Source organism: Methylomonas defluvii (assembly GCF_033949435.1).
Taxonomy (GTDB): domain Bacteria; phylum Pseudomonadota; class Gammaproteobacteria; order Methylococcales; family Methylomonadaceae; genus Methylomonas; species Methylomonas defluvii.
The window spans coordinates 178,413-190,595 of the sequence record NZ_JAXARY010000009.1 but is presented as its reverse complement, the minus strand read 5'-3'; the positions used below and the strand labels follow the sequence as shown (position 1 = coordinate 190,595).

The window sequence follows — 12,183 nt, the reverse complement described above, 5'->3', positions numbered from 1 at the left end:
CCCAAAAAAACAAACCCGCCAATCAACAACCTCAAACCCGCCGAACCAAGTCGACCGCTTCACCGCTAAAACTTAAAAGCCAGAGCAGTGAAGAGCCGCTCATTCTAATCACCCAACATCCCCACGTCAAGAACTTTTTTATTCAACAGCCTTCAACCCTTGCGCGAGCGCGGATGTGCTTGATCATAAACAGCCGCTAAATGTTGAAAATCCAGGTGCGTGTATATCTGAGTAGTCGATATATTGCTATGCCCTAACAACTCTTGCACAGCCCTAATATCTTTACTGGCTTCAAGCAAATGGCTTGCGAACGAATGCCTCAACATATGAGGATGAAGGTGCTCGGCTATTCCGTTTTTTTTGCCCCAACGATCCAATCTAAGTTGCACGCTTCTTTGAGATAATCGAAGCCCCTTCAGGGAAACAAACACTGCCTGCCACTCCCCCTCAGGCCGCCTTGCCAGCCAAGCCTTAAGCGCATCAAGTGCTTTACTACCAACCGGCAATTGCCTTTGCTTGCCGCCTTTACCAAACCGCACCCTCAAAAAGCCTTCGCTAAGATTGATGTCAGACAAATCAAGCATTACCAACTCGCTCAGTCGCAATCCAGATGAGTAAAACAATTCGAACATCGCCAAGTCGCGGATTTCCAAAATCGAATCCGGCGTCGCATTTAACATCCCCACAACCTGATCGACATCCAAGACATGTGGCAGCCTTTTTGAAACTTTGGGCGCTTGCACATGCTGAGCAGGGTTATGCTCCACTTGCTTGGCCTTGAGTAAAAATCGATAAAAACTGCGTAAAGCAGCGAGTTCGCGCTGAATCGTCTTGCTGCCGATACCGTTTTTATGACGCCCGGCAATATAATTCCGTACATCACGATCCTGAACTTGCCGCCAAAACATGAGCTCTTGCCCAGAGCAAAAACTTTGAAAACGTTTTAAATCCCTTTGGTAGTTTGTTGACGTATGATCTGCAACGCGCTTTTCCGAAACCAAATAGCGAAAATACCGCAGCAAGGCCTCATCTGCTTCGGTATGCATGACAATCAATCCGTTTGGTGTAGCAATGATATAAGACGAGTCCCGATAATCTCACTCATTTGAGTAAGAAATATGCTGCCCATACTATAGTGAAAGCGCGACTCATCGCGACTGCCGATCGCCAACAACCCATCAAGCTGCGTAAACACCATAGGAATGATCGCACACGAGCGAACTTCCGCAGCCACGTCGCCAAACAAAAACCTCGCTTGCGCTAAGGTCGGCCGACCGCATTTCGGCTGGTTTGTGGTTAATTCATTGGAAAAATGCTTCAAGTTAGCATCATCAGCTCCAACGAATAAATTACTGATAGGCGAGAGCGGTTGTTCTTTAATGATTTTAATGGCTACGAAATCAGTGAAAAAACATTCAGCCAACACCTCACTTAAATTTGCTACCGCGTCCTCCAGGGTATTTGCTTCCAACATGGCCAGAGTCAACTCATGCATGCGATTGAACGAAGCGTCATTTTCCCGGGCAATATCGATCAACGCGGTCAATTGATTTTCTTGCTCCTGATGCTTCGCCCGAAAAATTTCAAGTTGCTTGGATATTAGCGATATTGCATTACCACTGGGATGCGGGATATGCATCTTCTCCAGCAAATCCAGATGATTTTGAAAAAACTCGGGATGTTCTTGCAGATAGGCCTTAACGAGGGCTTCGTTCAATAAGACTTTTGGTTCACTGCTCATAACTTTATTTGTCCTTCGAATACCGTAGTCGCTGCTCCCGTCATCATGACAGGATGACCACTACCAAGCCAGCTAACGATTAATTCCCCACCAGGCAGTTGAACCTGAACATTCTGCTCCAACAAACCTTGCTCAATACCGGCCACAACAGCAGCGCAAGCCCCACTGCCACAAGCCAGCGTTTCGGCTGCGCCACGCTCGTAAACTCGCAACTTGATTTGTCGACGATTAACAATTTGCATGAAACCAATATTAGCTCGTTCCGGAAACAGCTCATGACTCTCCAACCTAGCGCCGATAGATGAAACGGGCGCGCTGATTACATCATCGACCTGGATAACCGCATGAGGATTCCCCATAGAAACAGCTGCGAATGCAACTTCTGTCTCCGCCAAAGTCACTTTATATAACGTGGACTGTTCGGAAACCTTTAGCGGTATTTGCTCAGGCTCCAGTGCGGGAACTCCCATGTCAACGGTGATCAAATCGACCGCATCGAATCGAAGCGTCAGTTGTCTCGCATCGGTATCAACAATAATTTCGTCCTTATTACTTAAGCCTTTGTCGCGCACAAAGCGTGCAAAGCAACGCGCACCGTTTCCACATTGCGCAACCTCGCTACCGTCAGCATTGAAAATCCGGTATTTAAACTCGGCGTTATCGCTAACCGGCTTTTCCACCAATAACAATTGATCGCAGCCCACGCCAAAATGGCGATCCGCCAAAAATCGAATCTGTTCGGTCGTCAATTGTATTGGCTGATTTATAGCGTCGATCACGACAAAATCATTGCCCAAGCCCTGCATTTTGGTGAAATTAATCATCATCGCTACTCAGGTAAAAGCTGCTCGCCAACCCATAGTTGCTCCAGAGTTTCTCGGGATCGAATAAGATGCGTTTTATCGCCATCCACCATTACCTCCGCCGCTCGTGGCCTCGAGTTATAGTTTGAACTCATCGTAAATCCGTAGGCTCCCGCTGAACGAACCGCCAATAAATCGCCTTGTTTCAACCTTAACGACCGCGCTTTACCCAGAAAGTCACCTGTCTCGCACACCGGCCCCACGACGTCCCAATCCAACTCGGACTGATCGCTTTCGGCATTCGCGGGAATGATTGCCTGCCACGCCCCGTATAAAGCCGGCCGGACCAGATCATTCATGGCCGCATCGACAATGGCAAAGTTTTTATTCTCTGTTGGCTTAAGGTACTCCACTCTGGTTAACAATATTCCCGCATTGCCGACGATGGCGCGCCCCGGCTCTAATAGAATTTCAAAGCTCCGTCCCGCCAAACGCTGCAGCAGAGCTGAAATATATTCAGAAGGTTGCGGTGGGTGCTCATCGCGATAACAAATACCCAGCCCGCCTCCTAAATCGAGATGGTGCAATTCAATACCTTCCTCTTGCAGCTCATCGACTAACGCCAACACCCTATCCAATGCATCCAAAAACGGCACTGTTTCAGTTAATTGAGAGCCAATATGGCAATCGATACCGACTATTTGGATATTCGGCATCTGCGCGGCACGCCGATACTCATGAATGGCTTGCTTGATATCGATCCCGAATTTATTTTCTTTCAACCCGGTGGAAATATAGGGATGCGTCTTGGCGTCAACATCAGGATTGACCCGGAAAGACACGGGAGCGATAACACCCAGCTCACCGGCTAATCGGTTGATCCGATCAAGTTCGCCGCTGACTTCAACATTAAAACAGCGTATACCTATTTTCAGCGCCGCCAAGATTTCGTCCTCGCGTTTACCGACACCGGAAAACACAATTTTGTCAGGACTGCCGCCCGCAGCTAGCACGCGCTGCATTTCGCCAAGCGACACGATGTCGAACCCAGACCCAAGTCGCGCCAGCACGTTGAGAATCGCAATATTTGAATTGGCTTTTACGGCATAACAAATAAGGTGCGGGTGCCCGGCAAAGCCTTGATCGAAGGCTTGCCAATGCCTCTCCAAGGTCGCGCGCGAATAGACATAGCAGGGAGTACCGTAGTTTTCGGCAATTTTGTCAACAGGAATGCTTTCGGCAAACAGCTCGTGTTGCCGATAATTAAAAAAATCCATGGCTTATTTATCTTGTTTCGGTACGTAAATTGGCGGCGGGCTATCCGGCATATATAAGGGCCCGGTTTGACCGCAGGCTTGCAGCAACAGCGCCCAAAGAACTAGAGTTAAAATTTTGTTTGTCGTCATGTTCGTAACGATTATCGAGTGAATGCGGAATATAGCATAGCCGACAGCTTAAAAGAACGAACGCAAGACAGCCAACCAATCTCGGCAAGCCACAAAAAAAGGGGCATGAAGCCCCTTTTTGTCGCTAGGCCAGACGAAGACTCACTTTATCGTCATCGACTCTTTCACCACTTTAGGCGTAATAAACACCAACAACTCTTTTTTGGTATCGTTTTTTACACTTTTCTTGAACATCCAGCCAATCACCGGCAAATCCGACACCCAAGGCACAGTATTATAAGATTCCTGAACAGTCGACTCATAGATGCCGCCCAACACTACCGTCTCGCCATCTTCAACTTGAACTTTGGTTTTCAACTGCCGGGTATCGATAGGTACCGTTGCGTTACCGCCTGTAGCCAAAGGTGTTCCCGGCGAATCTTTTTTAATGTCGAGCAGCATGATAACACTGCCGCTTGGCGTAATCTGCGGCGTGACATTCAGCTCCAACACCGCATCGACCAGTTCCGTCACCGGACCAGTTGCCTGGCTTTGGGTTTGATACGGAATCTGCACACCTTGTTTGATAGAGGCTTGCACCATGTCGCTAGTCATTACCCGCGGATTGGATACCAACTCGCCTTTACCATCGTCTTGCAATGCACTGATCTCTAGGTTCAAAAGATAATCCGCTCCGCGTGCCAAGGTCAAGGCCAAAGCACCTCCGCTGGAAGCTGCCAATGCAGATCCCAAATCCGACAGAATTTGCGAATTTTCGCTGGTTTCCGCACCACTGGCCGTCATTCCGTATTGCGTTCCGCTATTTACGTCGGCTTTGTGAGCCACCCCAAATTTGGTACCCAAGTTCTGCGCAAACGAAGTATCCGCTATGACGATTCGCGATTCGATCAACACTTGGCGCACAGGCACGTCCAATAGTTTGATCATTCTGCGTACATCTTCCATAGCCTTTGCCGTATCCTTGACAATCAGCGTATTGGTTCTGGCATCGACAATCGCCGTACCGCGTGGCGATAGCAATCGCATACTTGCTGGACCGCCACCTTGGCTATTCTGGCCGGAACCGGCCTGTTGCGACGCGACGGAACTACCACTACCACCGCCGCAACCACCACCTCCGCCACTGCTTGCACCTGCACCGGACTGACCACCTTGCGAGCTATTCCCCACCCCCATTAATACACCGCAAATCTCCCCTGCTTTTGCATAATTGATCTGAATATTTTCGGTTTTTAACGGTTCCAACTCTTCGAATATTTTTTTCGAATCCAGCTCCTCCTGCTCGATTTTCATGATCTCAGCAACCGGCGCCACCATCACCACATTGCCGTTCTGTCTTTTTGCCAAGCCTTTGGATTTTAAAATCAACTCCAAAGCCTGATCCCAAGGTACATCGTTTAATCTAAGCGTGACATTGCCCGCGACCGAATCAGCAGCAATGATATTCAGCTCGGTAAAGTCGGCCAGAATTTGCAACACCGAACGCACTTCGATATCTTGAAAATTCAATGACAACTTATTGCCGATATACGGGAATTTTTCTTTTTGCTGCGCTTCTTTTTCCGCCGGTGTCAACGGCCGAAACTCAACCGTCAATAAATTATCGGACTGATAGGACGAGTAATCGTAATTACCATTGTTGGGTGTTATGACAATGTTGACGCTATCGCCTCTGGGAGAGGCTTCGATTTTTTGTACAGGTGTCGCAAAATCGGATACGTCAAAACTTTTAACTAAAGACTCCGGCAACTTGGTGTTTAGGAAACTTAAAACCACTTTACCGGCATTTTGTTTAGCGTCCACGACAGTATTTGCCGCAGATAAACCCAGTAGCAAACGTCCCTCACCGTTTGGCCCGCGTCGAAAATCAATACTTTTTATGTTTTGTTCCGGCAAAAATTTACTAATCACCGAATCCTTCGCGACAGGCGCTTGCTGTACGGCTCGGTTTACCGCAGCAACGGTCCCGCTGGACTTCAACACCACATAAAATTTATTGCCCTCGATTTTGGTTTCGTAAGGCACTTTTTCTACCAAATTGATAATAACCCGAGTCCGCCCCGAAGCCTCGACCACATATACCGTGCCTGCCGCACCTTGATTGATTGGAAAGCTTTTTTTTGCCAGATTACTTTTTACGCCGGCAAAGTCCAATGCGATTCTGGAAGGGTTATCGGTCTGGAAGATTTTCGGCTCCACTATCGGACCATCCATTTCCAGTTGCACTTGCACTTGGTTTCCGGCCAAGGTGGAAAACTCTAAGTTGTTTATCGCTCCGTCGTCGGCGTGCACCAGCGCAACATGCACAAAACAACTCAGCAACACTGAACACCAGAAACCGAAGCCGGCCACTTTCCATCCATTTTTATTTTGTTTAATACTCATTTCTATAACCCTTTTTCATCGGCCAATGCTAGTGAAGACTGTTGTTCGCGCCAAGTGCCCGGTTTATCAGGTACGATTTCCATTAGCTCTATTTTGTCGTCAAGAATACGCAGTATCTTGCCGTAATTTTGCCCCATGTGATGCCCAACCTGTACGCGGTGGATAGTCCCATCTCTAGCTCTTACCAAACCCCAATAGCCTTTGTCGTTACGTAGCGTTCCAACCATGCGCAGACTGTCCAGAGGGTAGGCTTCCAACTCTTCCTTCCGGCGTTCTATATCAGGTCTAATACCGTTGATACCGGAGACGTCGACATTGCTATCGTCATCTTTTCTTTCAATTGACCTAAACGGATCCCTCAATCCATCGGGCTTGAATATAAACGATTCAACCACTTTAATTTCAGGCAAGGGTTCGATAGCGGCCTTGGGACGAGCTTTTACCTCTTCAATATATTTGGTCAAATCGCTGACATCGTCGCCACCGCATCCGACCATCCCAACCAAAAGCAAACTCAACATCGGCAGGGTCGGAAACACTTTCACACCGACGCACCTCATTGCCCTCTCCTTTTCTTAGCAGCCGGTCCGCCAGCGGCTTGCGCTGTTTCGCCCTCGTTATAGGTTTTTATCGTTGCCGTCATGCTCATACCATCTTTGCCTTCTTTACCCATCGGCGTCATGACCACATCGTGCACCGTCACAATCCGGGGTAGGGAAGCTAAACCGCTGACAAATAATCCCAGCTCTTCATACTTCCCGACGACATGGATACCAATTGGTAATTCAGAATAAAACTCTCTGTTAATTTCAGTACTGGGTTGGAACAATTTAAACTCTAGGCCACTTGCCAATCCGGTTTGGGAAATATCAACCAACAAGCTGGCAACTTCAGCTTTGGTAGGCATCTGCTTCAACATCTCACCTAGCGACGCTTCGATTTGATCCAGCTGATCGCGGTAATCCTGGAGATTGACAGCCTTTTTTTGCTTAACTTCAAACGCACTTTTCAAACTCTCTTCTTGTTTTTCAAGCACATCCAATTCATCCAACTGCGGCACCGTCACAAAGTAAATGCCAGCCGCCGCTGTTAATACCGCAAACATAAGAATGACGATGATTTTTAGTGGCGTTGGCCAGCTGCCCGCCGAATTAATGTCCCAATTGATTTCAGACAAATTCATTTGACGGCTCCTGGTTGAGGCTTATCGACCTTCTTACCTTGCTTGGCAGTTAGGGTGAAGTCATTCATCTGCCCATCCTTCTTACCCTCGCCCTTGATAACAGTCAGTACCGAGGTATTCATCCACGGCGAGTTATCGATAGCTCGCATATAAGCGGACACCCGCGCATTCGATTCCGCCTTCCCATCCAGCGTCAAAACCGCTCCTGCCTGGGCAAACTTCGTCAGGTAAATACCATCCGGCGTGGTTTTGGCCAATTCATCGAATAAATGCACCACCTCGGGACGGCTTTCCTGCAACTTTTGGATGACTTCAATTTTGGTCAATAACCGGTTTTTCTTATCTTCGATTTCTTTGATTTCTTGAATTCGCTTATCCAAGATGGCTATTTCGTTTTGTAGTAGCGTGTTTCTGCGGGTCTGATACTCTTTGATCCCTTCGATATACATATAGACCACGACCAAAATCAGTGCTGTCACCAAAATACCGGCACCAATACCCGCCACAAAATCCTGCTGCTTTTTTTTACGCAGCTCTTCTCGCCAGGGGAGTAAATTAATTCTTGCCATTAATCGAAACTCCTTAGCGCTAAACCGCACGCTATCATCATCGCAGGCGTATCGTTGCTCAGACTTTGCGGTTTGACCCGATTAGAAAGCGCCATATTGATAAATGGATTGGCAATGTAAGACGGGATGCCGAGGTCGCGTTCCACCAATTTGTCCAAACCCGCGATTGACGCGCAACCACCGGCAAGTACCAAGGCATCGACGCCGCGATTGGCGCTAGAGGAAACAAAGAATTGCAACGATCTGGCGATTTGCTGCAACATGGCTTTTTTGAAGGGCTCCAGCACATCCGTGACGTAATTATCCGGCAAGCCGCCGTGCTTCTTGGCCAAACCGGCTTCTTCATACGACAGGCCATAGCGGCGCTGAATCTCTTCAGTTAGCTGTTTTCCGCCAAAGCCCTGCTCCCGGGTATAAACAGTTTTACCTTCATGCAGAATGTTCAGAGAGGTCATGGTTGCGCCAATGTCGGCAATCGCAACAGTCATATTGCCGGCACCTTCCGGTAACTGATCCGCCAACAAGGAAAACGCATTTTCCATCGCGAAAGCTTCCACATCGACGACGACAGCCTTCAGGCCGGCATAGGCCAGCGCAGCCACCCTGTCTTCAATGTTTTCCCGTCGAGAAGCCGCCAGCAACACATCAACCATATCCGGGTTATTTTTGGTGATGCCCTGGACTTCGAAATCGAGATTGACTTCGTCCAGCGAATAAGGAATGTACTGATCCGCTTCTACCATGATCTGCTCCTCCATGTCCCTATCAGACAAGGAGGCGGGCATCGAAATGATTTTGGTCATCACCGACGAACCCGCAACCGCAACGCTCGCCTGCTTTGCGCGAGTACCGGATTGCTTGACCGCCGCTTTTATTACCGCGCCGATTTGCTCTATATTGGTGATGTTCTTATCGACTATCGCATCTTGAGGTAAGGGCGCCACCGAGTAACTTTCTACCCGGTAACGAGCACCGACCCGGCTCAATTCCAACAATTTAACCGCAGCTGTACTAATATCCACACCCAGCACAGCCGACGGATTCCTGCTCAACCAGCTCATGAATGAACCCTTTTTAGATCGAATATGATTGAATTTGGCTCAAGCATGCTCAGACGAGGTGCAGAACCCACATGGGTCAGAAGTATAGTAGGTTTTTTTAATTTCATCCTCTTAGATAAACCACTTTATAAGTAACTTTAGGTTGTTCCTATTATCAAAAGGGTTTATTTTGACCGGCAATTTGTATTTTAGCAGTGCGTTTGAATTTCAGTGCCCATTAAGAAAGTTCCCAAACCCAAGTCTCTGATCAAGACACTTTTTAAGTGGCTGGCCTTCTTCTTTTTCGCTTTTATCGGCACATTTCTGATCGCCACTTATTTTTTCCTAATCGAACTCGATAAGGAACTGCCGGACATCGACCAGTTACAACATGTTCAATATCAAATGCCGTTGAACATCTACAGCCAAGACAAGCTATTGATAGCTCAGTTTGGCGAGAAGCGCCGAATCCCGATCAACATTGAGCAAGTTCCGCCGCAATTGATCAAGGCGTTTATCGCTGCGGAAGACGACCGCTTTTACAAACACAACGGCGTCGATTTCAAAGGTCTGCTGCGAGCCGTCGGCCAGCTAGCCCTTACCGGCAAAAAAAGACAAGGCGGCAGTACCATCACCATGCAAGTTGCCCGCAATTTTCTGCTGAGTAACGAAAGAACTTATTTGCGTAAGCTCAAAGAAATCATTCTTGCACTGAAAATAGAGCGGCAATATTCCAAAGATCAGATTATGGATCTTTATTTGAACAAAATTTATATGGGCCAACGCGCCTATGGCGTAGCAGCAGCCGCACAAACCTACTACGGTAAAGATATTTCCGAGTTAACTCTGCATCAACAAGCGATGATTGCCGGCCTGCCGAAAGCGCCGTCCATTTACAATCCCATAGCCAATCCTCAGCGCGCTATAGAGCGACGGAACTACGTGTTGCGCCGAATGCTGGATCTAAACTACATAAGCCAGCACGATTACGAAATTGCCGTGCAAGCAGTTGATAATGCGGAGATTCAGCCGATAAATGTCGAGCTACAATCGCCACACATCGCGGAAATGGTTAGGCAAGAAGTTATGTCCAAGTATGGCGAGACAGCCTATACCTTGGGTTTGAAAATTTTCACCACCGTCCCTAGCCAATTTCAGTTAGCCGCAGAAGACGCTTTGCAAAAAACCTTGCATGAATATGACGAGCGCCACGGCTATCGCGGTTTTCCACATAAAAATACACAAAAAGGCGGCGCTCAACTGACCGACAATGTTATCGGAGACACTCGGCAAGCCCTGATAACAGCAGTGGCCGATTCCGGGGTTACCGCAAGACTTTATGACAACACACAGATTGTCATCGCCTGGAAAAATATTGAATGGGCAAGACCTTATCCGGAAAAAAATATCGGCACCGGCAAAGCTTTTCTTAAACCGAACGACATCATCTGGGTTAGAGAATTAGCAAAAGACGAATGGGCGCTGACGCAGATTCCGGGAGCTGAGGCTGCTTTCGTAGCACTCAATCCTAACAATGGCGCGATTCTGGCACTATGCGGCGGCTTTGATTTTTATCACAGCAAATATAACAGGGCTACACAGTCCAAACGCCAACCGGGCTCGGGATTCAAGCCTGTTATTTATACTGCCGCCCTGGAGAAAGGCTTCACCGCGGCCAGCATCATTAATGACGCGCCCATCGTAATCGAGGACCCTTCGCAAGAAAACGACTGGCGTCCGGAAAACTATAGCCGCCGCTTTCTGGGTCCGACATCATTGCGGGTTGCGCTCCGGGAATCGATCAATCTGGTCTCAGTGCGATTGCTGCAGGAAATCGGAATACCTCAGGCAATCGATACAGCCATGCGCTTTGGTTTCGATAAAGAACAATTACCCGGCACACTGTCTCTGGCCTTAGGTAGCGGCTACGCCTCACCGTTGCGCATGGCGTCGGCCTATGCCGTATTTGCCAATGGCGGCTTTTTGGTAAAACCCTACCTCATCGAACGCATCGAAGATCACAAAGGTAACCTGTTATTCCAGGCCAACCCACCCCTGGCGTGTGCCGATTGCCCCGACCAAGACCCGCCGCCACCAAACCGCGCGCCGCGCGCTATTTCAGCAAAAATCAATTTCCTGGCAAACAGCCTGCTAAGAGATGTTGTACAGCGCGGTACGGCAACTCAGGCCAAACAATTGGGCCGTAACGATTTGGCGGGTAAAACAGGCACCACGAACGAACAGAGAGACGCTTGGTTTAACGGTTTTGCTACCGATATAGTGGCCTCTGCATGGATAGGCTTCGATAATTCATTACCGCTTGGGCATGGCGAGACTGGCGGAAAAGCAGCCTTACCGATGTGGATTAAATTCATGAAGGCCGTACAACAAAACTTCCCGGAAAAACCATTAACGCAACCAGCTGGGATAGTCCAGGCTTACATCAACCCAGCAGACGGGTTATTGTTAGATCAAGAAGCGAGGGGAGGCATTTGGGAATATTTCAGCGAAGAAACCTTACCAACGGCAAAATCGGCACCGAAAACTGAAGAACCCGAAGAGGATGAATTATTTGCAGAAGAAGCGCTATTTTAAAACACTTCGTATAACTGGGAAGAATCTGGCCGCCAGTTGACCGACGGCCGAACAAGACTTCTCGAAAACTATTATTTTCCGAATTTTTTGCGGAATTTATCAACACGGCCCGATGTATCAACGACGCGTTGTTTACCGGTATAAAACGGATGGCAAGAAGAACACACCTCAATGTGTAAATCAGAAGCCAGCACAGAACCGGTTTGAAAAGTATTGCCGCACCCGCAAGTAACGGTAATTTGTTTATATTCTGGATGTATTTCTGGTTTCATAGCGCTCACATACCCGTTCCGGGCTACATACTTGATAGAGAACTGCTTATGATACGATCTCGGCAAGCAATCTGCAACACAAAAAACAGTATTAAACACTAACTTAGCGCCTCAGACCATCACCGCTAATCACCAGTCGGCATCAATAACATATTAAAACCCCAGCAGGCAGTGCCGGATTGAACCGGC

At 48.2% G+C, this 12,183-nt stretch carries 12 protein-coding genes; 1 reads left to right on the top strand and 11 read right to left on the bottom strand.

The window, feature by feature from the left end; genetic code table 11:
* Window positions 1-152 precede the first annotated feature (152 nt).
* The 10 genes from xerC to QLH52_RS11750 all read right to left on the bottom strand — a co-directional run bounded on the left by xerC (window position 153) and on the right by QLH52_RS11750 (window position 9,148).
* Window positions 153-1,046: a tyrosine recombinase XerC gene (gene xerC / locus QLH52_RS11795; RefSeq protein ID WP_319961672.1), complete on the bottom strand. Its 894-nt coding sequence runs from the start codon at window positions 1,044-1,046 to the stop codon at window positions 153-155.
* Window positions 1,047-1,051: 5 nt separating this feature from the next.
* Window positions 1,052-1,741, bottom strand: coding sequence for a DUF484 family protein (locus tag QLH52_RS11790; RefSeq protein WP_319961671.1), 690 nt, complete (start codon window positions 1,739-1,741; stop codon window positions 1,052-1,054).
* Window positions 1,738-2,565, bottom strand: a complete 828-nt coding sequence (gene dapF, locus QLH52_RS11785; RefSeq protein WP_319961677.1) for a diaminopimelate epimerase — start codon at window positions 2,563-2,565, stop codon at window positions 1,738-1,740. Before dapF ends, QLH52_RS11790 begins: the two co-directional genes overlap by 4 nt.
* A gap of 5 nt (window positions 2,566-2,570) precedes the next feature.
* Window positions 2,571-3,821, bottom strand: a complete 1,251-nt coding sequence (gene lysA, locus QLH52_RS11780; protein WP_319961670.1) for a diaminopimelate decarboxylase — start codon at window positions 3,819-3,821, stop codon at window positions 2,571-2,573.
* 3 nt (window positions 3,822-3,824) lie between these two features.
* Window positions 3,825-3,950 carry an LPS translocon maturation chaperone LptM gene (gene lptM / locus QLH52_RS11775; RefSeq protein WP_084153286.1) on the bottom strand — a complete coding sequence of 42 codons (126 nt, stop codon included), beginning with the start codon at window positions 3,948-3,950 and terminating at the stop codon, window positions 3,825-3,827.
* Between the two features lie 141 nt (window positions 3,951-4,091).
* Entirely contained in the window at window positions 4,092-6,335 is a 2,244-nt protein-coding gene (locus tag QLH52_RS11770; protein ID WP_033156770.1) for a type IV pilus secretin PilQ, read from the bottom strand.
* A 2-nt stretch (window positions 6,336-6,337) separates the two neighbouring features.
* Window positions 6,338-6,895, bottom strand: coding sequence for a pilus assembly protein PilP (locus tag QLH52_RS11765; RefSeq protein ID WP_084153287.1), 558 nt, complete (start codon window positions 6,893-6,895; stop codon window positions 6,338-6,340).
* Window positions 6,892-7,518 (bottom strand): type IV pilus inner membrane component PilO, encoded by a 627-nt coding sequence (locus QLH52_RS11760; RefSeq protein ID WP_033156771.1) that lies wholly within the window; start codon window positions 7,516-7,518, stop codon window positions 6,892-6,894. Before QLH52_RS11760 ends, QLH52_RS11765 begins: the two co-directional genes overlap by 4 nt.
* Window positions 7,515-8,087, bottom strand: coding sequence for a PilN domain-containing protein (locus QLH52_RS11755; RefSeq protein WP_033156772.1), 573 nt, complete (start codon window positions 8,085-8,087; stop codon window positions 7,515-7,517). The genes QLH52_RS11760 and QLH52_RS11755 overlap by 4 nt, the downstream gene beginning before the upstream one ends.
* On the bottom strand, window positions 8,087-9,148 hold the full coding sequence (locus QLH52_RS11750; RefSeq protein WP_020483743.1) for a pilus assembly protein PilM: 1,062 nt from the start codon (window positions 9,146-9,148) through the stop codon (window positions 8,087-8,089). Before QLH52_RS11750 ends, QLH52_RS11755 begins: the two co-directional genes overlap by 1 nt.
* Window positions 9,149-9,358: 210 nt before the next feature.
* Between QLH52_RS11750 and QLH52_RS11745 the strand changes: the two genes are divergently transcribed.
* On the top strand, window positions 9,359-11,722 hold the full coding sequence (locus tag QLH52_RS11745) for a penicillin-binding protein 1A (protein ID WP_319961669.1): 2,364 nt from the start codon (window positions 9,359-9,361) through the stop codon (window positions 11,720-11,722).
* Window positions 11,723-11,793: 71 nt separating this feature from the next.
* On the opposite strand, the gene rpmE is transcribed toward QLH52_RS11745, so the two are convergent.
* On the bottom strand, window positions 11,794-11,994 hold the full coding sequence (gene rpmE, locus QLH52_RS11740) for a 50S ribosomal protein L31 (RefSeq protein ID WP_081607938.1): 201 nt from the start codon (window positions 11,992-11,994) through the stop codon (window positions 11,794-11,796).
* Window positions 11,995-12,183: the final 189 nt, after the last annotated feature.

Excerpts from the sequence above, each read along its gene's own strand:
- xerC (WP_319961672.1), bottom strand. The coding sequence starts at position 1,046 with ATGCATACCGAAGCAGATGAGGCCTTGCTGCGGTATTTTCGCTATTTG.
- QLH52_RS11790 (WP_319961671.1), bottom strand. The coding sequence starts at position 1,741 with ATGAGCAGTGAACCAAAAGTCTTATTGAACGAAGCCCTCGTTAAGGCC.
- dapF (WP_319961677.1), bottom strand. The coding sequence starts at position 2,565 with ATGATTAATTTCACCAAAATGCAGGGCTTGGGCAATGATTTTGTCGTG.
- lysA (WP_319961670.1), bottom strand. The coding sequence starts at position 3,821 with ATGGATTTTTTTAATTATCGGCAACACGAGCTGTTTGCCGAAAGCATT.
- lptM (WP_084153286.1), bottom strand. The coding sequence starts at position 3,950 with ATGACGACAAACAAAATTTTAACTCTAGTTCTTTGGGCGCTGTTGCTG.
- QLH52_RS11770 (WP_033156770.1), bottom strand. The coding sequence starts at position 6,335 with ATGAGTATTAAACAAAATAAAAATGGATGGAAAGTGGCCGGCTTCGGT.
- QLH52_RS11765 (WP_084153287.1), bottom strand. The coding sequence starts at position 6,895 with ATGAGGTGCGTCGGTGTGAAAGTGTTTCCGACCCTGCCGATGTTGAGT.
- QLH52_RS11760 (WP_033156771.1), bottom strand. The coding sequence starts at position 7,518 with ATGAATTTGTCTGAAATCAATTGGGACATTAATTCGGCGGGCAGCTGG.
- QLH52_RS11755 (WP_033156772.1), bottom strand. The coding sequence starts at position 8,087 with ATGGCAAGAATTAATTTACTCCCCTGGCGAGAAGAGCTGCGTAAAAAA.
- QLH52_RS11750 (WP_020483743.1), bottom strand. The coding sequence starts at position 9,148 with ATGAGCTGGTTGAGCAGGAATCCGTCGGCTGTGCTGGGTGTGGATATT.
- rpmE (WP_081607938.1), bottom strand. The coding sequence starts at position 11,994 with ATGAAACCAGAAATACATCCAGAATATAAACAAATTACCGTTACTTGC.